The organism is Paracoccus niistensis (assembly GCF_042432925.1).
GTDB lineage: Bacteria > Pseudomonadota > Alphaproteobacteria > Rhodobacterales > Rhodobacteraceae > Paracoccus > Paracoccus niistensis.
The window spans coordinates 470,785-488,332 of the sequence record NZ_JBHLWE010000017.1 but is presented as its reverse complement, the minus strand read 5'-3'; the positions used below and the strand labels follow the sequence as shown (position 1 = coordinate 488,332).

The window sequence follows — 17,548 nt, the reverse complement described above, 5'->3', positions numbered from 1 at the left end:
CGCCCCTCGGGGCGGCCTTCTTCATGCGTGGTTCAGGTCCTCGCGCGTCTTGGGCGGGACGCCGTTCTCGATCTTGATCTGCCGCTCGACTTCGGAGTTCACCTCGGCCCCCATCAGCACGACGATGGCCGCGATCCACAGCCACATCATCGTGGCGACGGCCGCACCCAGCGAGCCATAGGTCTCGTTGTAGTTGGCGAAGTTCGCCGCATACCAGGAAAACAGGATCGAGGCGACCAGCAGCCCCAGGGTCGCCAGCACCGCGCCGGGCGAGATCCACTGCCACTTGGGGTCGTCCTTGCTGGGGCCGAAGCGGTAGATCACCGCAAGACCCAGGATCAGCATCCCGGCCAGGATAGGCCAGCGCAGCCAGTTCAGCCAGGTCTCGAACCCACTGCCGGCAAGGATGGTGTTCAGCAGGACCGGCAGGATGGCGACCAGGCCGATCATCAGGATCACCCCGATGATCGCCCCCAACGTCATCGCAAGCGACACCAGGTTCAATTTGATGAAGCCGCGCTTCTCGGTTTCGAACCAGGCGATGTTCAGCGCCTCGATCAGCGCCTTCATTCCCCCATTTGCCGACCACAGCGCCACCAGGAGCGCCACGATCCCCGCGATCGACAGCGAGGTCTTGGGCGCCGAGGCGATGGCGATGACCTGCCCCGAGATCAGTTCCAGCGCGCTTTGCGGCAGCAGGTTCTCCAGCAGCGACAGGTGGTCCGCGATGGTCGCGGGGTCCGCCACCATGCCGTAGATCGACACCAGCGCGGTGATCGCCGGGAACAGCGCCAGCAGCGCGAAGAAGGTGACGCCGCCCGCGACCGAGGTCACGCGGTCGGCGGTGAATTCCTTGACAACGCGCTTGGCGACCTCGAGCCAGCTGTGCCCGCTGAGCTGCCAGGGGCTTTCCGGGGCGCCGGGCCTGCGGGGAGGTGGCGCGACATTCGCCTCGGCGGTCTTGGCCGCCGAGGCGGCGGATTCGCGCCCGTCCGACTGCTCGGCAGCTGTGCTGCGGTCCTTGCCGGGTTCCGGTGGCAGGCCCTTGCGTTCCCGCCAACCCTCGGGAAGCGGATCGAACAAGGCCTCGAAGACGTCGGGTTTCGGATTGGTCATGTCAGCCTCTGGTCGGAAAAAGCCGCGCCAGAAGTGGCGCGGCCGGATCGGGGAAGGGCGCGCACCCGCGCGGCCCTTGTGGCGCCGCCGTCAAAGCCGGTGGGTGCGCCCGCCATCGGCATCGCCCGAGGGTGCGCCCGAACCGCCCGCAACGCTGTCGGCCGGATCGCGCAGATCAACGACGTCGCTGCGCGAGGGACGGCGATAGGGGTCGCGGCGGGGGCCGCCGCGGCCGCCCTGACCTGCATCCCCCGTGCCCAGGAAGCTGCGGACCTGGTTGGCGGTATCACCGAATTCATGCAGGACGTCCTGCGCCTGCGACGCGACCGAGCGGAAGGCGGCCACGGCCGCGCTGATGCTGCCCGCGACCTCGTTCACCGTCCGCGTCAGGCGCTGGGCGGTCTGTTCCACGTCATCGATGAAGCCCATCGGCTGGAAGCCGCGGCCGGCCTGCGGGCGGCGCTTGCCCTCGTCACGCGGGCGGCGCGGCTTGCGGTCCTCGCCGCGGCCCGACTGGGCGTCGGCCCGCAGCCGGTCTCGCTCGGCATCGTCCTGGCGCATCCGGGCACGGGCGCGGGCGCGCATCGCCTCGCGCTCATGTTCCGGCATCGCGGCCATCCGCGGCGCGGCATAGCGGCCGTGCGCCTCGTCATAGACGCGCACGCGGGCCCGTTCGGCCGCGCGGTCGGCGTCGCGGTCCAGTTCGTCGTTGCCGGTCACGAGATCGGCCACCTTCCGCACCGTCAGGATGGCCCCCGCCGTGGCCGCCGCCGCGGCGATCCCCATGCCGCCATAGACCAGCACGCGCGAGGTCATCGAGGGCTGGGGCCAGACCCGCCGGCCATCGGGCGAGACATCCCCATGCGGCGGGATCGGACGCGAGGCATGGCCCGAGGGCCGGTAGGTTTCCTGGCGGCGATCGACCGGGCGGCCCAGCCCGCCGCTTTCGGGAATGTAGCTGTTCGAGGGCAGGTGATCGGTGTCGGCCATGACGGTTTTTCCTTGCTGCTGCCACGCTTTCGGCAATTCGGTGGATTGCACGACCAACACGCGCGCGGGCGGGATCGTTCCCGCAGCGGCGCGCGGCATGCCCTTACTCGGACTGAATGCGCTGCCTGCGCTCGCCGGGCTTGCGGTCGGCGTCGGCCGAGGCTGGCTGCGCCGTCGTGGAATCGTCCTGACCGAGGCCTTCGCCCGGCAAGCCGAGGTCCCGTTCAACGTCCAGCGAGGTCTTCTCGTCGTCGTCAGGCGCCTGCTGCTTGACGATTTCGCCCAGGATGGTGGGGTGGGTGCTCATGACGGCCTCCGCGAGGATCGGGTTCGGCGGATCAACCCCCGGTGCGGCAGGGATGTTCCGGCGGACCTAGGCAGGGGCAAGGCAGGCATGAAAAAACCGCGCCGGGATGCGGCGCGGTTTCGATGGGTTCACGATGAAAGGGGCGGCGCTCAGGCGCGGCCGCCCTCGTCCTCGTCGCGACCGGCCGAGCCGATGTCGTCGAACAGTTCGGCGATCTCGAATTCGGCGGCGGCGTCTTCCTCGGCGGCCAGGTCTTGGATCGAGCGGCCCGACGCCTGCAGCTCGGCCTCTTCGGGCGAGCGGGCGACGTTCAGCGTGATCTCCGCCTCGACCTCGGGATGCAGGTGAACCGTCACGTCGTGCAGGCCCAGATCCTTGATCGGAGCGGTCAGAACGACCTGGCGGCGCTCGACGGGGAAGCCGTCGGCAACGGCGGCCTCCGCGATGTCGCGCGGCGTGACCGAGCCATACAGCGCGCCGGCGTCCGAGGCCGAGCGGATGATGACAAAGGTCGCCCCGTCCAGCTTCTCGGCCAGGCTCTGCGCCTCGGTCCGGGTCTCGTCGTTGCGGGCGGCCAGGTCAGCCTTCTTCGCCTCGAAAGCGGCAATGTTGGCGTCGGAGGCGCGCATCGCCTTGCCCTGCGGCAGCAGATAGTTGCGGGCGAAGCCTTCCTTGACCTTCACCACCTCGCCCATCTGGCCCAGCTTGGCCACGCGTTCCAGCAGAATGACTTGCATCGTCAGTTCCTCACTTCACGGCGTAGGGCAGCAGCGCCAGGAAGCGCGCGCGCTTGATCGCCTGCGCCAGCTTGCGCTGGTTCTTGGCCGAAACGGCGGTGATCCGCGACGGCACGATCTTGCCGCGTTCGCTGATGTAGCGCTGCAGCAGGCGGGTGTCCTTGTAGTCGATCGCGGGCGCGTTGTCGCCCCCGAACGGATCGACCTTGCGGCGGCGGAAAAACGGTTTGGTCGCCATGATGTCGCTCCTTTACGATCAGAAACGGTCGGCGCGGGGCGCGCGCTGCTCGCGGTCGCCACGGTCGTCGCCGCGGGTTTCGGCACGGTCGCCGAAGCGGCGCTCGCCACCCCGGTCGCCATCGCGGCGGTCACCGTCGCGGCGCTCGCCACGCTCGCCGTCGCGGCGGTCGCCACGATCACCACGGTCGCCGCGGTCGCGGTCGTCGCGGCGCTGCATCTGGACCGAGGGGCCTTCCTGATGGGCGTCCACGCGGACGGTCAGGACGCGCATCACGTCGTCATGCAGGCGGGCCAGACGCTCCATTTCCTGCACGGCGGCCGAGGGCGCGTCGGTGCGCAGGAAGGCATAATGGCCCTTGCGGTTCTTGTTGATCTTGTAGGCGAGCGTGCGCACGCCCCAGTATTCGCTGTCCTTGACCGTTCCGCCGTTGTCGGCCAGCACGGTCGAGAAATGTTCGATCAGCCCTTCGGCCTGCGCGTTCGACAGGTCCTGGCGGGCGATCAGCACATGCTCGTAAAGCGGCATGGCAGTCCCTTTTCGTCTCGGGCGCGCTTCATAGGCGGGTCAATCCCTTCCGCGCCCCGCCACGAGAGGCTGCGCCGGTTTCGCAAAATTGCGGAAGAGAATGGGGCCTTATAGGGGAAAAGCGCCATTGTGCAAGCGAATTCGCCCCCGCAATCACATCGGCATCAGCGGGCGGAACGGCCGTTGCTTTTGCAGGTTCACCGGACAAACCATCACTGACCCATCATCGTGAAAGGAGCCTTCATGAGCCGGACCCTCTCTTTCCTCGCCCTGTCCGCCCTGCTGGCGGCGCCCGCAGCCGCGCAGACCGCGCCTGACGCGCAGCAGGCGCCCGCGGCCCCCGAGCCCGCCGCGCAGGCCGCAGCCGGTGCGGCTGCCCCGGCCGAAGGCGGCGATCTCAGCGGCACCTATGTGATCGATCCCGGCCACAGCCAGATCGTGTTCTCGTATGACCACCTGGGCTTCTCGATCAGCCACGGCATGATCAACGGCGTCACCGGCCAGATCACGCTGGATGCCGCGAACCCCGGGAACTCGGCGGTCGAGGCCAGCTTCCCGCTGTCGTCGATCAGCACCATCGACGCGGACCTCGACCAGCACATCTACGGCGACCAGATGCTGAAGGGCGCCTCGCCCGACACGCAGGTCACGTTCCGCTCGACCAGCGTCGAGGTCGAGGAGGAGGACGAGGCCAGGGTCACGGGCGACCTGACGCTGAACGGCGTGACCAAGCCGGTCACGCTGGAGGTCGATCTCCGCAAGGCGGCGGCCCATCCGATGACGCAGAAGCCCGCCGTCGGCTTCGTGGCCGAGGGCGAGATCAAGCGCAGCGACTTCAACCTCGGGATGCTGGCCCCCGCCGTGTCCGACGAGATGGAGATCCGGATCTCGGTCGAGGCGATCAAGGGCTGATCCAGTCGGAGCCCGGCATGAAAAGGGGCCGCCCCGCAGGGCGGCCCCGATCATTTTCAGGGGCGGGGCTCAGTTCGCCGCGGCGCCCGTGCTGGGGGGCGCGTCGATCGGCGCGGGCAGCGGCGTCTCCTCGGTGCGGACCGGCAGGGTCGGATGGACGATCTGCGGCTGCTCGCCCGTCAGCGTGCCCAGGAAGGCGGTGATGTCCTGGGCCTGCTCCTCAGCCAGCTCGGTCCCGAGCTGCGCGTTCGCCATGATCTTGACCGCTTCCTCGAGGCTCCAGACCTTGCCCGAATGGAAATAGGGCGCGGTCAGGGCCACGTTGCGCAAGGGCGCCGCGCGGAAGACATACTGGTCCTCGGCGGTTTCGGTCACGGCATAGCGGCCGACGTCGCCTTCCGGCCGCACCTCGGTGCCGGGCGCCTCGACCAGTCCGAAGGGATAGTATTCCTGCCCGCCGAAGTTCACGCCCGCGTGGCAGGCCGAGCAGCCCGCGTCGATATAGGCCCGCAGCCCGCGCTTTTCCTGATCGGTCATGGCGCCGTCCATGCCCATCAGCCACTGGTCGAAGCGCGAGTTGGGGGTGACCAGCGTCGTCTCGAAGGCCTCGACCGCCAGGGCGAAGTTGTCAAAGGTGATCGGGTCTTCCTCGCCGGGGAAGGCGGCCTCGAAGGCCTCGACATAGCCGGGCATGGACTGGATCGTCTCGATCAGGTTTTCGGGCGTGTTGTTCATCTCGACGCCCGCCTGGACCGGGCCCTTGGCCTGCTCGGCCAGGTCGTCGGCGCGGCCGTCCCAGAACTGGGCCGCGTTGAACACCGCGTTCAGCATGGTGGGCGAGTTGCGCGGACCCTGCTGCCAGCCATGGCCGATCGAGGTTTCCAGCGCGTCGGTCCCGCCCATGCCAATGTTGTGGCAGGATTGGCAGGAAAACACGCCCGACACCGACATGCGCGGGTCGAAGAACAGCATGGCGCCCAGGTCCACCTTGGCCCGGGTCACGGGGCGACCGCTCGGCGGCTCGGCCGCGCGCGGGATCACCTCGAAAAGCTCGGCCGCTTCCGTCCGCAACGCGGCGTCGGGCGAGGCGCTCGCGCCCTCGGTGGCGGCCTGCGGCGCCGCATTCGGATCGGCCACGGCACCGTCGGCCTGCGGCTCGACGGCGGTTTCCGCCGCCAGGTCCTCGGCCGAGGTTCCGGCCGGGCTCGCGTCGCCGTCGGCCGTCGCTTCCCTGGCCGGGTCGGTTGCGGGCAGGTCCTGCACGCCCTGCGCCTGTTCGACCACGGGTTCGTCGGCCGTCTGCGCGAAGGCGGTCGGTGCCAGCAGCACAAGCGCCGTGGTGAGATACATAAGGGGGCGGTAGGTCATCATGGCTTCCTTCGCTTGATGCAGATCACGCGCGTCGCAGGGACTATCGCCCTTAATGCGCGACAGTTCCCTGATGCAGATCAAACCTTTCTCCTTTCTCACCGGCCTTGCCGCGCAGCCGCGCGGGGTCTATGGCGCGGACATGCTGCCTGCCGACCGCCTCGACCAGATCGTGCAACGCTTCGACTTTCTCGAGGCGCGGCTGAACGCCGGACCCGCCGCCGACGAGATCGCCCGCGTCAGCCGCGAGTATTCCGAGCTTGGCCCCGTGGTGGCGCAGATCACCGAATGGCGCGCGGCCCAGGCCGGGCTGGCCGAGGCGCAGGCGATGCTGGCCGACCCCGACATGCGCGAGCTGGCCGAGGACGAGATTTCCCGCCTGCGCGCCCGGATGCCCGAACTGGAACAGGCGCTGCGTCTGGCCCTGCTGCCGAAGGACGCGGCGGATGCGCGCCCCGCGATTCTGGAGATCCGCCCCGGCACGGGGGGGGACGAGGCCGCGCTGTTCGCGGGCGACCTTTTGCGGATGTACCAGCGCCATGCGGAAGTGCAGGGCTGGGACTTTCGCCTGCTGGAGCTGGCCGAATCCGAATTGGGCGGGGTCAAGGAGGCTGTCGCCCATATCGCCGGGGAAGGCGTCTTTGCCCGGCTGAAATACGAATCCGGCGTCCACCGGGTCCAGCGGGTGCCGGAAACGGAATCGGGCGGGCGTATCCACACCTCGGCCGCGACCGTGGCGGTCCTGCCCGAGGCCGAGGAGGTGGACATCGACATTCCCGCCGCCGACATCCGCATCGACACGATGCGCTCGTCGGGCGCGGGCGGGCAGCACGTCAACACGACGGATTCGGCCGTGCGGATCACCCACCTGCCCACGGGGATCGTGGTGACGAGTTCGGAAAAATCGCAGCACCAGAACCGCGCCAACGCCATGGCCGTGCTGCGGGCGCGGCTTTACGACCTTGAACGCAGTCGCGCTGATGCCGAACGTGCCGCCGACCGCAAGTCGCAGGTGGGTTCCGGCGACCGCAGCGAACGGATCCGCACCTACAATTTCCCGCAAGGCCGCGTGACGGATCACCGGATCAACCTGACGCTTTACGCGCTTGACCGGGTGATGGGGGGCGACCTGACCGAGATCATCGACGCCCTGACCGCCCATGACCAGGCCGCCCGCCTGGCCGAGGCCGAAGGGTGAGCGAGGGCCGCGCAGCGCTGGCCGAGGCAACCGCCCGGCTGGTCAGGGCGGGGATCGACAATGCGGCGGGCGACGCGCTGGCGCTGATGGCCCATGCGCTGGATGTCCCGCGCCATGCCCTGCGCGACGCTTTGAGCCAGCCCCTGCCGCCCGAAGCCGCCGCCCGCTTCCAGGCCGCGGTGGAGGCACGGCTTGACCGTCAGCCCGTCAGCCAGATCATCGGCTTCCGTGACTTCTGGAAGCACCGCTTCCGCGTCACGCGCGACACGCTGGACCCTCGCCCCGAAACGGAAACGCTGGTCGCGGCCGTGCTTGAACTGCCCTGGGCTTCGGTCCTCGACCTGGGCACCGGGACGGGCGCGATCCTTCTGTCGCTGCTGGCCGAGCGGCCGGGAACGTGCGGCTTGGGCGTCGATCTGTCCTTGGCGGCGCTGGAAGTGGCACGCGGGAACGCCGCCGCGCTGGGGACAACAGCGGATTTCCAGCACTCGGACTGGTTCTCCGCCGTCGAGGGACGCTTCGACCTGATCGTCTCGAACCCGCCCTACATCACGGCCGAGGAAATGGCGGGCCTGTCCCCCGAGGTGCGCGACTGGGAGCCCCGCGCCGCGCTGACCGACGAAGGCGACGGCCTTGGCGCCTATCGCGTCATCGCCGCAGGCGCAGTCACGCATCTGACACCCGGCGGCTGGCTGGCGGTCGAGATCGGGCCGACGCAAGGCGCGGCAGTGTCGGCGCTTTTCGCGCGGGAGGGGATGCAGGACATCGCCATCCGCCGCGACCTCGATGGCCGCGACCGGGTGGTCCTGGCTCGGCGGAAAGCATGATTGGGCAATCTTTGTTCAATCTGTATTGAAGACATGCCGATTCCGCTTGCCTTGACGGGGCCTGCATGGTTAGCAGGCTGCGTGACAGGGGCATGACGCCCCGCACGGGTCATCCGCACACACCGTTGCCGGAGCGTTCCGCGAATCGCCGGGCGAACTGCCCGGCTCTTGCCGCAGGATGGCGACCCCAACCGCATCCAGGCGCCCTTTGCGCCGGACCATGAACATTGGCACGATGAGATCTTCCAAGTCCCGTTCGCGCAACAAGTCCCGCAACAATCCGCGGTCGCTTGGCAACGTCGTCAACCGCGTCTTCGACAGCTCGGGGCCCGAGGGCAAGGTCCGCGGCACGCCCCAGCAGATCATCGAGAAATACCTGGCCCTTGCCCGCGACGCGCAGCTTTCGGGCGACCGCGTGGCCGAGCAGAGCTTTCTTCAGCACGCCGAGCATTACACCCGGATGCTGGGTGAGGCGCAGCGCGAGCAGGCCGAGCGCCAGGCCCAGTTCGGCGGTCAGCAGCCCGGCTTCGACGGGCGCGAGGAGCGCAACGGCCACCCCTATAACGGCCACCAGCAGGGCGAGCGCCTTGACGATCGCGGCGAGAACCGTGGCGAGGCGCGTGGTGACAGCCGGAACGAGCCCCGCGGCGAGGGCCGGAACGACGGCCGCCGCGATGATCGGAACGAAGGCCGCCAGAACGACAACCGCCAGAACCGCCGCGACGACCGCCAGAACCGGCGCGAGGACCGCGAGGGCCGCCCCGAGCGGCGCGAAGGACGCGAGGACAACCCCGCCGAGGATCGCGTGGTCGCCCCCGAGCCCGTGACCCCCGAGGCCACCTCTGCCGAAGCCCCGGCCATCGCGCCTGCGCCGAATGAGCCCCCGACCAATGCAGGCCAGGAGAGGGACACTGCCGCCGGCGAGCAGCCCGGTTTCCCCGAGTTCCTGCAGGCGCCCCTGTCGGCTCTGCCCGAAGCGCGCGGCGACGAGGACGCGGCCCCCGTCGAGACGCCCGAGAACCGGACCGAGGCACCGGAAACCGCTGAGTCGGCAGCGCCTCGGACCCGCAAGCCCCGGGCCGCGGGTGCGGCTCCGCGCCGCGCCCCCCAGCGCCGCCGCAAGGCTGCCGACGAGGGCGAGGCCGCGCCGCAGGCCCCTGAAGCGGCCGTGGACGACTAACAAGCCGCAGGCCGGGCCGCGCGCAGCATGCGTGCCCCGGCCTGCCTTGCTGAGGCGGCTTCAGCGAGCCTTTGGCATCAGGGGCTCGCGCCCGCTTCCCCCATTCAGCCCGACGCGCCGGTCCGTGCGGCCCCTAGCGCGCGGGCCAGGGTGCAGAAGCGTTCCAAGTCGATTTCCTCGGCGCGAGCCGTCGGCGGGATGCCGGCCTGCGCCAGCAGGATCTCGATCTGCGGATGCAGGCCCCGCAGCGAGGCGCGCAGCATCTTGCGGCGCTGGTTGAAGGCGGCGCGGGTGATTTCCTCCAGCAGTTTCGCATCGGCGGGAAAGCGCGGCTCGGGCAGGGCGGTCAGGTGGACCACCGCCGATTCGACCTTGGGCGCGGGCACGAAGGCCTGCGGCGGCAGGGTCAGGACGATTCTCGCTTCGCAGCGCCATTGGGCCAGGATCGCGAGCCGGCCGTAGTCCTTGCCGCCGGGCTTTGCCACGATGCGCTGGGCGACCTCCTTCTGGAACATCAGCGTCAGCGACTGCCAGAAGGGGGGCCATTCGGGCGGCGTCAGCCAGCCGACCAGCAGTTCCGTCCCGATGTTGTAGGGCAGGTTCGCCGCGATGCGGACCGGGGGCGTCACATGGGCGAGCGGGTCGATCTCCAGCGCGTCGCCGTTGATGACGGTCAGGCGGCCGGGGTAGGCAGCGGCGATCTCCTCCAGCGCCGGAATGGCGCGGGTGTCCTTCTCGATCGCCAGCACATGCCGCGCGCCTTCGGCCAGCAGCCCGCGCGTCAGGCCGCCGGGGCCGGGGCCGACCTCGATCACGTCGCATTGCGTCAGGTCGCCGGCCGCGCGGGCGATGCGGGCGGTCAGGTTCAGGTCCAGCAGGAAGTTCTGCCCAAGCTGCTTCTTCGCCCGCAGGTCGTGGCGGGCGATCACCTCGCGCAGGGGGGGCAGGCCATCGATCGCGCTCATGCCGTTGAAGCCGGGGGCATTCTGCCCCCGCCTCGCCACTGCCGTGGCCTTCCTCGCTGAAAACGGTCCACTGAACCGTTTTCCTGGCGCTCGCAAGCCTTGAGGATATTTGCAGACAGAAGATGGATCATGCCGCGCCCCGTTTCTGCGCCATGTCCCAAGCCATCCTCAGCGCGGCGATGGTGCTGAAGGGATCGGCGCGGCCCTGGCCCGCGATGTCGAAGGCGGTGCCGTGGTCGGGCGAGGTCCGCACGAAGGGCAGGCCCAGCGTGACATTCACGCCGCCCGCGAAGTCCAGCGTCTTGATCGGGATCAGCCCCTGGTCGTGATAGCAGGCGACCGCCGCGTCATAGCGGGCGCGGGCGGGGGCATGGAACATGGTGTCGGCGGGCAGGGGGCCCGTGACCTCCAGCCCCTCGGCGCGCAGGCGCTGGCAGAGGGGCGCGATCCAGTCGAGTTCCTGCCGCCCCATTGCACCGCCCTCGCCCGCGTGGGGGTTGAGGCCTGCCACGGCAATGCGGGGCGTGACGATGCCGAAGTCGCGGATCAGGCCGGCATGGGTGATGCGGATCGTGCGTTCCATGAGATCGGGGGTCAGCGCCCGGGGCACGTTCTCCAGCGCGATGTGGATCGTGGCGGGCACGACGCGGCAGGGCGGCTGGACGGTGGTCGAGGCGAGCATCATCACCACCTCGACCCCGCCCGCGAGATGGGCGAGGTATTCGGTGTGGCCCGGGAAGGCGAAGCCTGCCCCTTCTTTCAGCGCCTGCTTGCTGATCGGCAGGGTGCAGATGCCGCCGGCCTCGCCGCGCATCGCCATGCCCACCGCGCGGGCGATGACGTCGATGACGCCCTGCGCGTTGGCCGGGTCAGGGCGGCCCGGCGTGGCGGGGACGGCGAAGTCGTGGCGCAGGACGGGCAGGGTGCCCGCGGGAACGGGATCGCCCGGCGCGGCCACTTCGGCCCAAGGAGTGCCTTCGGGCAGATGGCGCGGATCGCCGAGCCAGACAAAGGGCACACCCGCCGCCAGCGCGGGCGCGGCGAGTTCGGGGCCGATGCCGCCGGGCTCGCCGCAGGTCAGGATCAGGGGCGCGGTCATGGGCAGCGCGTCACGGCCGTCGCATCAGCGCGTCGGCGCGCAGCTCGGCCAGGTAGGCGTCGGCGGCAAGCGTGGCCTTGCGGTTGAAGATCACCGCCCGCACATCCTCGCGCGAGCGCAGGGGCGGGGCGCCGTCCGACGCGACGCCTGCCGCCTGGGCCGCGTCCGAGGCCGCGTTCTGCGCGTTCGGAGCCTCGGCGGCGCCTGCGGCAGGGGCCTCCTCGCGTCGCGCGGGCACGGGCAGGCCGGGCAGCGTGGTCGAGGGAGTCGTGTCCGCGATCAGCGAGGGCGTGCGGTCGCAGAGCATCACCAGCCGCGCGCCCGCGCCATAGTCGATGACCGTCCCCTCGTTCGGGTCCAGCGAGGCCAGCCGCTGCGCCACGTCCAGCGGCACCGCGTCCAGCGATTGCGTCTGGCGCCGGATCACGTCGCCCGGAATGCGGTTCGCCTCGACATAGACCGTCTCGCAGCTGTCGGCGACAGAGAGGATGCGCGCGCCTTCCGCCGCCGAGGGCAGGGAAAGTTCGACGTAATCCACCGTCTGCGCCTCGGCGCCCGCGCGCAGGCGTCCGCGCGTGTCGCGCAGGAAGAACAGGACCACCGCGCCCTGCACCGTCAGCGGCTGGCTGATCGAGCCCGGCTGCAGGCCGAGGATGATGTTGCGCAGGCCGGGGGCGAGGTTTTCCAGAGGAGTCCAGGGCACCTGCCCGCCCTGCGCGGCCGAGGGGACGGCCGAATACTGCCGCGCAGCGGCCGAGAATTCACCGGCGCTTGTTACGGTTTCCGACAGGCGCTGGGCCAGCGCCAGGGCCGCCTGCTCCTGCCCCGGAGGCGCGGGGATCACCAGTTCGGACACAAGAACCTGGGTGATGATGGGGGTCTCGATCTCGCGCGTCAGCTCCTGCTCGACCTCGCGGTCGCTGACGGTGATGGTGGGGACGATGCGCTGGCGGACGACCTCGCGCCAGGCGACGCCCGCGCGGACGAAGTCGCGGTAGGCTTGGCGGTCCACGCCTTCGCGGGCCAGCGCCTCGGTGAAGGCCTCGATGCTGAGGTTCGCCCGGCCCGCGAATTCCGCCAGACCCTGTTCCAGCCCCTGGTCGGTGACGGCGATGCCCATCTGCCTGGCGGCTTGCAGCTTCAGCCTGTCGTCGATCAGCGCCTGCAGCGCGGCCTCGCGGTTGGCATCGGGCGCGCGCAGGATTTCAAGGAAGCGGACGCGCTGGTCCAGTTCATACTGCGTCACGGCCGAGTTGTTGACATAAGCGACCGGCGACAGCGGCCCGGCCTGCGTCAGGGCGGGCAGGGCCGTCGCGGCCAGCAGCACCGCCATCGTCGTCGCGTGAATCATCTGCCGCATCGTCGCCTCATCCTCGTTCTTGCGCGCCAACCTAGCGCAGGCAGGACCGCCGCGCCACCGGGGCCGCGCCCGTGTCGCGCGAACGCCCGAAGCCGCCCAGCCGCACCGACAGTCCCACGTCCGTATCCGCCCGCACCGTGTCCGACGAGGTGAAGCGGCGCGACACCGACAGGTCCACGGTCACGCATTCGTTGCGGTATTCCAGTCCCAGTTCCGCCTTCTGCGCCCGGTCGGCGACGAAGTCGTAGCGCGTCTCGGCCGTGGCCCGCCACCCTTGGGCCACCTGCCAGCCGGTGGCGGCGGTCAGTTCCGACACGTCGCGGGCCTCGCCCTCCTCGGTCACGGCGTCGATCCACAGGTAGCCTGCCGACAGCTCGAACCCCGGCTTGAGCCAGCCCAGCCGCAACTCGTCCCGGCTGAGGTTCAGGTCGCTGTCGAACAGCGCGCGGTTGGCAATGGCAAGCCCGCTGGCGCCCGAGTAGGTCGCCGACAGCAGCCAGTCGGACTGGCGGCCTGCCAGCACCTCGCCATAGCGTTCGAAGGCCGGGTCGGGGTCGGCGCGCAGCACGCGGCCCGCGGTCAGGCCCAGGGACCAGCCTGCCGGGTCGATGCGCGTCCAGGTCACGCCGAGGTTCGCGCGCAGGCCCCCTTCCACGGCATCGCGGCCGGGCAGGCGGTCGAGGGCGAACAGGTTGCCTTCGTCGAACTCGACCAGGCGCGAATCCTCGTTCGGGACGCGGTCCTCGTCGTCGATGTCGGGGGACCAGACGACCTGCAGCACGGGCTCCAGCAGATGCGCGGCCCCGCCCCGCCGCGCCAGCAGGGGCCAGCGCAGCTCCACCGCGCCGATCGGGATGGCGCGGGCTTCCGTGCCGTCGAAGCGGCTGTCGTCGCGGATGCGGTAAAGGTCGGCATCCAGCCGCGCCTGCGCCGCCGCGACGAAGCCTCCGGCCAGAACCTGGCTGCGCCGCCAGTCCAGCCGCGCTGAGGCCCGTGCCATGTCGCGGCCGGCGATGTCGGCCCCGGAATCGCGCTGGTGGGCATGGACGGAAAACTGCAGCCCTGCTTCTCCGCCGATCAGGGCGGGACGGACGCGGCGTTCCCACAGGGCGTCGGCCACGAGCCCGGGCGAGGTCGCCTCGTCCTCGTCCTCGCGCAGCGTCTCGTAGCGGCCGACACGGGAGGTCAGCAGGCGGTCGCGCAGCACGCGGTCAAGGGTCAACCCGCTCCACAGCCGGTCGGCGTCGGTGACGTCGTAGTCCAGCAGATAGGCGCGGTCCGAGGCGGTCTGGACCTGCAGCCCCAGCCGGTAGTCGCGGGGCAGCCGGAAGGCGGCCGCGCCGAACAGGTAGCCGCGGGTGCCTTCTTCCAGGTCGTCGTCGCTGAGGGCGCCGTTGATCTCGGCCGCGCCGTTGGTGAAGGCCTGCCGATAGCGCAGCCCCAGCGTGGCCGTGCGGCTGGCCGAGACATAGGGCGTCAGGGTCAGGTCCGCGCTGTCGCCCAGCGTGATGAAGTAGGGCAGCATCACCCCGAAGCCCAGGCCCGAAGTCGTGCGGAAGCGCGGCTGCAGGAAGCCCGTCATCCGCTCGACCGTGGGATCGGGGGCGGAGAGTACCGGCAGGGTGGCGATGGGCAGGCCGAAGGCGCGGAACTGCGGACGGTCGAAATGGATGCGCCGGGTTTCCGCGTCATGGGTGATGCGTCGGGCCCGGATCTCCCACAAGGGCGTGGGGTCGGTGGCGCAGACCTGGCAGGAAGAGGCGACCACATGCGTCAGCGTGGTCATCCGGCCTTGCCCCGTGCGGCGCACCTCGGCGGCGGCGAACTGCAGTTCGCGCGCAAGGACCAGCCGCGCGCCGGTCAGCAGGCCGTCCTGCAGGTCCTCGTCCAATTGCGCGGCATCGGCGACCAGCACCGCTTCCGAGGGCGTTCCTTCCGCGCCGGGCTCGGTCAGGTGGATCGGGCCCTCGATCGCCAGCGTCCCGGCGTTGCCGTCATAGATCACCCGCTCGGCGATCAGGCGCGCACCGCGGAACCAGACCACGACTCCGCCCGAGGCGGTCAGGACCTGGTTTCCCGACAGCTCGACATGATCGGCCAGCAGCGTGGCCGCATCCTCGGGGCCGGGAGGCGCGTCGCCCCGCGCAGGGGGGCGGCGGGGCGCGATCACGACCGGGGGCGGCGTGAAGCTGGTGCCGTCCGCCAGCCGGTCGCCCGCCTGCATCGACCGGGTCGGGGCCAGCGCCGGGCCGGGCCGCTCGATCAGGGAGGCCACGCGCGGCGATTGCGCGGCGGCCGGGCCGGCCAGCGTCAGCGCGACTGCCATCGTGAGGGCGGCGCGGCGGGCAGGGGGAAGGGCAGCGCGGGTCATCATTCCTCCAGCCGCAGAAGGACGGTCAGTGCCAGAAGTGCTGCCACCAGAGGGGGCGTGAAGGCGGCAAAGGCGGGGGGCACCTCGCCCGCCTCGCCCAGCACCTGCGTCAGGTTGCGCAGGAAGAACAGCGCCACGCCGGCAACGAAGGCGGTCAGCACCAGCATCCCGCTGCGCCGCCCGCGCATGGGACGCATGGTGAAGACGGCCGCGACCATGACCATCGCGCCCATCAGGAAGGGCCGGGCCAGTTCCATCATCAGCCAGACCTTGTGGCGCAGGGCGGAAAAGCCCGCGCGTTCGAGCCCGCGGATGAAGTCGGGCAGCTGCCAGATCGGCACCGCCTCGGGCGCGCCGAAGCCGTCGCGGATGCGGGCGGCGGTCAGTTCGGTGGGCAGCGTCAGCCCAGGCAGCGCCATGGCGGCGTTTTCCGGGTTCGCCGCGCCCAAGGGCCATTCCTTGACGCCGGTCAGCGCCCAGGCGCCGTCCACCAGCCGGGCCGATTGCGCGACGATGCGGCGCACGGGGCCGCGCGTCTCGTCGAAGACGAGGAAGGTCGCGTCGTAAAGCGTGGTCGCGTCGGGGCTGGCGCGCGAGGCGCGGATCACGATCTGCCCGCCGTCCTCGCCCGTTCCCGCGGCCCCTGCGGGCACGCCTTGGCGCAGCCATACTGCGCCGCGCCCCAGCGAGATGGTCTGCGGCACCTCGCCCGCCGCGCGCGCGGCGGCCTCGTCGTAGCGCTTGGTGGTGGCAGCGACCATCGGGTTCATGACGCTGACAAGGACCGCCCCCAGCACCACGGCCGTAATCGTCGGCGCCCAGAGGATGCGCAGGCCCGACCGCCCCGCCGCGCGGATCGCCACCATTTCGGAACTGCGCGACAGGCCCAGGAACAGCGCGATCCCCGCCAGCAGCGCCAGCAGCGGCAGGATGCCGTAAAGGCTTGCGGTGATGTTCAGCGCGGCCAGCCCGGCGAGCCCCACCAGCCCAATGTCGCGGCCACCGAAACGGCGGATTTCCTCGATGATGTCGATCAGGAACAGGATCGCCACGAAGACCCCGAAGACCACGAGGAACTGGCGCAGGAAGCGCCGGGCGACATAGCGCTGCAGAATCATGTCGCGGCCCCGGGCGCGGCCTCGGCCGGACGCATCCGGCGCGGGCGCGCGGCGGTCCAGAGCGTGGCCGCGATGATCCCCGCCCCGGCCAGCGCGGGCAGGTAGAGCAGCGGCCAGGTCTCGGGCGCCTTGGCCGTGCGGGTGGCGGCAGCCGTCTGCAGGAAATGCACGGCCAGCAGCGCGACCACGGCCCAGATCACCTGCCGCCACACGCCAAAGCGTGAAAAGCCTCCCAGCAGCAGCATCGAAAAGCCCAGCAGCGCCCCGATGGGCGCCAGCAGGGGCTGGGCCAGCCGCTCATGCGCCTCGGCCCGCGCGCGGTCGGCCGAGGCGCCGGTCGCGGCCAGAAGCTCGGCGTCGGGGTTCAGAAGGCGGGGCGTCGAATAGTCGCGCAGATCGCGCCCGCGTCGTGCGCCGGCCGAGAAGAGCCCGCCGATGTCATGGGTGAGATCGGCAAAGCGCGTCGTGGACAGGCGCGGCTCGAGCCCAGGCTCGCTGCGCAACGTCTGGACCATGCCGCGCGCCATCGCCAGCCGGGGGCCGTCCTCGCTGCGCAGGACCAGCGCCTCCTCGGCGGTGTAGATGGTCTGGCTGGCCGGGTCGCGCGCGTCCTCGAGGAACAGGTCGATCAGCCGCCCGTCGGGGGCGATCTCGCCGATGAACAGCGTCACGCCGTCGGAAGGGTACTGGAAGGCGCCCGGCCGCAGGAAGCGGGCGGTCACGTTCTCGGCTATGTCGGCCTGGCGCTCGGCCAGCCGAGTCCGCGCCATCGGCACCAGCCCATGCGCCAGCACCGCCACCATCAGGGCCACCAGCAGCCCGAAGACCAGCGCCGGCCGTGCCATCCGCCAAGGCGAAAGCCCCGCCGCCTGCATCACCGTCAGCTCGGATTCCGACGCCAGCCGGTTCGTCCCGTAGGCCGCCGCGGCAAAGGCCGCCACGGGCAGCACCAGCGCGATCACCACGGGCAGCGTCAGGGCGGTGAACTCCAGCACCACCAGCGCCGTCTGGCCGTCCTGGATCAACTGCTCGAACAGCCGCACGGCGCGGTTGATCCAGTAGACCGAGACCAGCACCAGCGCGAAGAACCCGAACTGGGTCAGGAACTGCGACAGCATGTATCGGTCGATCCGGGTCATGTCCCATCCTGGCTCGGGTGGCTTCCTGCTTATCCGCCCCGGTGCCGCCGCGAAAGCCCTTCGCCCCTTTGTCGCGGTGCGTCTGGTCAAGGCGC

At 70.6% G+C, this 17,548-nt stretch carries 17 protein-coding genes; 4 read left to right on the top strand and 13 right to left on the bottom strand.

Features of this window, described 5'->3' with window-relative positions; all coding sequences use genetic code 11:
- Nucleotides 1-21: 21 nt before the first annotated feature.
- From ACFFII_RS06630 to rpsF, 6 genes are all read right to left on the bottom strand, one after another.
- A complete protein-coding gene (locus ACFFII_RS06630) occupies nucleotides 22-1,116 on the bottom strand; it encodes a YihY/virulence factor BrkB family protein (protein ID WP_377698088.1) in 1,095 nt (364 codons plus the stop codon).
- 90 nt (nucleotides 1,117-1,206) lie between these two features.
- A complete protein-coding gene (locus tag ACFFII_RS06625) occupies nucleotides 1,207-2,106 on the bottom strand; it encodes a hypothetical protein (RefSeq protein WP_377698087.1) in 900 nt (299 codons plus the stop codon).
- Nucleotides 2,107-2,209: 103 nt separating this feature from the next.
- Nucleotides 2,210-2,413 carry a hypothetical protein gene (locus ACFFII_RS06620; protein ID WP_377698086.1) on the bottom strand — a complete coding sequence of 68 codons (204 nt, stop codon included), beginning with the start codon at nucleotides 2,411-2,413 and terminating at the stop codon, nucleotides 2,210-2,212.
- Nucleotides 2,414-2,562: 149 nt separating this feature from the next.
- The gene (gene rplI / locus ACFFII_RS06615; RefSeq protein ID WP_377698085.1) at nucleotides 2,563-3,150 is read right to left on the bottom strand and encodes a 50S ribosomal protein L9; all 588 of its coding nucleotides are present in this window, start codon (nucleotides 3,148-3,150) and stop codon (nucleotides 2,563-2,565) included.
- 10 nt (nucleotides 3,151-3,160) lie between these two features.
- Nucleotides 3,161-3,388 (bottom strand): 30S ribosomal protein S18, encoded by a 228-nt coding sequence (rpsR, locus tag ACFFII_RS06610; protein WP_073060981.1) that lies wholly within the window; start codon nucleotides 3,386-3,388, stop codon nucleotides 3,161-3,163.
- 18 nt (nucleotides 3,389-3,406) lie between these two features.
- Complete coding sequence (rpsF, locus tag ACFFII_RS06605; protein ID WP_377698084.1) at nucleotides 3,407-3,916, bottom strand: 30S ribosomal protein S6; 510 nt, start codon at nucleotides 3,914-3,916, stop codon at nucleotides 3,407-3,409.
- 243 nt (nucleotides 3,917-4,159) lie between these two features.
- Between rpsF and ACFFII_RS06600 the strand changes: the two genes are divergently transcribed.
- The gene (locus ACFFII_RS06600; protein WP_377698083.1) at nucleotides 4,160-4,828 is read left to right on the top strand and encodes a YceI family protein; all 669 of its coding nucleotides are present in this window, start codon (nucleotides 4,160-4,162) and stop codon (nucleotides 4,826-4,828) included.
- Nucleotides 4,829-4,897: 69 nt separating this feature from the next.
- Here the strand turns inward: ACFFII_RS06600 and ACFFII_RS06595 are convergent, their stop codons facing one another.
- Nucleotides 4,898-6,196 (bottom strand): cytochrome-c peroxidase, encoded by a 1,299-nt coding sequence (locus ACFFII_RS06595; protein ID WP_377698082.1) that lies wholly within the window; start codon nucleotides 6,194-6,196, stop codon nucleotides 4,898-4,900.
- 142 nt (nucleotides 6,197-6,338) lie between these two features.
- On the opposite strand from ACFFII_RS06595, the gene prfA reads away from it, so the two are divergent.
- The 3 genes from prfA (at nucleotide 6,339) to ACFFII_RS17780 (ending at nucleotide 9,401) form a co-directional block, all read left to right on the top strand.
- Nucleotides 6,339-7,394 carry a peptide chain release factor 1 gene (prfA, locus tag ACFFII_RS06590; protein WP_377698188.1) on the top strand — a complete coding sequence of 352 codons (1,056 nt, stop codon included), beginning with the start codon at nucleotides 6,339-6,341 and terminating at the stop codon, nucleotides 7,392-7,394.
- Complete coding sequence (prmC, locus tag ACFFII_RS06585; RefSeq protein ID WP_377698081.1) at nucleotides 7,391-8,221, top strand: peptide chain release factor N(5)-glutamine methyltransferase; 831 nt, start codon at nucleotides 7,391-7,393, stop codon at nucleotides 8,219-8,221. The genes prfA and prmC overlap by 4 nt, the downstream gene beginning before the upstream one ends.
- A 220-nt stretch (nucleotides 8,222-8,441) precedes the next feature.
- Nucleotides 8,442-9,401, top strand: coding sequence for a DUF4167 domain-containing protein (locus ACFFII_RS17780; RefSeq protein WP_446686934.1), 960 nt, complete (start codon nucleotides 8,442-8,444; stop codon nucleotides 9,399-9,401).
- Between the two features lie 104 nt (nucleotides 9,402-9,505).
- Here the strand turns inward: ACFFII_RS17780 and rsmA are convergent, their stop codons facing one another.
- From rsmA to lptF, 6 genes are all read right to left on the bottom strand, one after another.
- Nucleotides 9,506-10,366, bottom strand: coding sequence for a 16S rRNA (adenine(1518)-N(6)/adenine(1519)-N(6))-dimethyltransferase RsmA (rsmA, locus tag ACFFII_RS06575; protein WP_377698080.1), 861 nt, complete (start codon nucleotides 10,364-10,366; stop codon nucleotides 9,506-9,508).
- Nucleotides 10,367-10,493: 127 nt separating this feature from the next.
- Nucleotides 10,494-11,465 (bottom strand): 4-hydroxythreonine-4-phosphate dehydrogenase PdxA, encoded by a 972-nt coding sequence (gene pdxA / locus ACFFII_RS06570; protein WP_377698079.1) that lies wholly within the window; start codon nucleotides 11,463-11,465, stop codon nucleotides 10,494-10,496.
- A gap of 10 nt (nucleotides 11,466-11,475) precedes the next feature.
- Nucleotides 11,476-12,825 (bottom strand): peptidylprolyl isomerase, encoded by a 1,350-nt coding sequence (locus tag ACFFII_RS06565; protein WP_377698078.1) that lies wholly within the window; start codon nucleotides 12,823-12,825, stop codon nucleotides 11,476-11,478.
- Between the two features lie 31 nt (nucleotides 12,826-12,856).
- Nucleotides 12,857-15,196, bottom strand: coding sequence for an LPS-assembly protein LptD (locus ACFFII_RS06560; RefSeq protein ID WP_377698077.1), 2,340 nt, complete (start codon nucleotides 15,194-15,196; stop codon nucleotides 12,857-12,859).
- Nucleotides 15,196-16,314 carry an LPS export ABC transporter permease LptG gene (lptG, locus tag ACFFII_RS06555; protein ID WP_377698076.1) on the bottom strand — a complete coding sequence of 373 codons (1,119 nt, stop codon included), beginning with the start codon at nucleotides 16,312-16,314 and terminating at the stop codon, nucleotides 15,196-15,198. The genes ACFFII_RS06560 and lptG overlap by 1 nt, the downstream gene beginning before the upstream one ends.
- On the bottom strand, nucleotides 16,311-17,453 hold the full coding sequence (gene lptF / locus ACFFII_RS06550; protein ID WP_377698075.1) for an LPS export ABC transporter permease LptF: 1,143 nt from the start codon (nucleotides 17,451-17,453) through the stop codon (nucleotides 16,311-16,313). The genes lptG and lptF overlap by 4 nt, the downstream gene beginning before the upstream one ends.
- Nucleotides 17,454-17,548 lie beyond the last annotated feature (95 nt).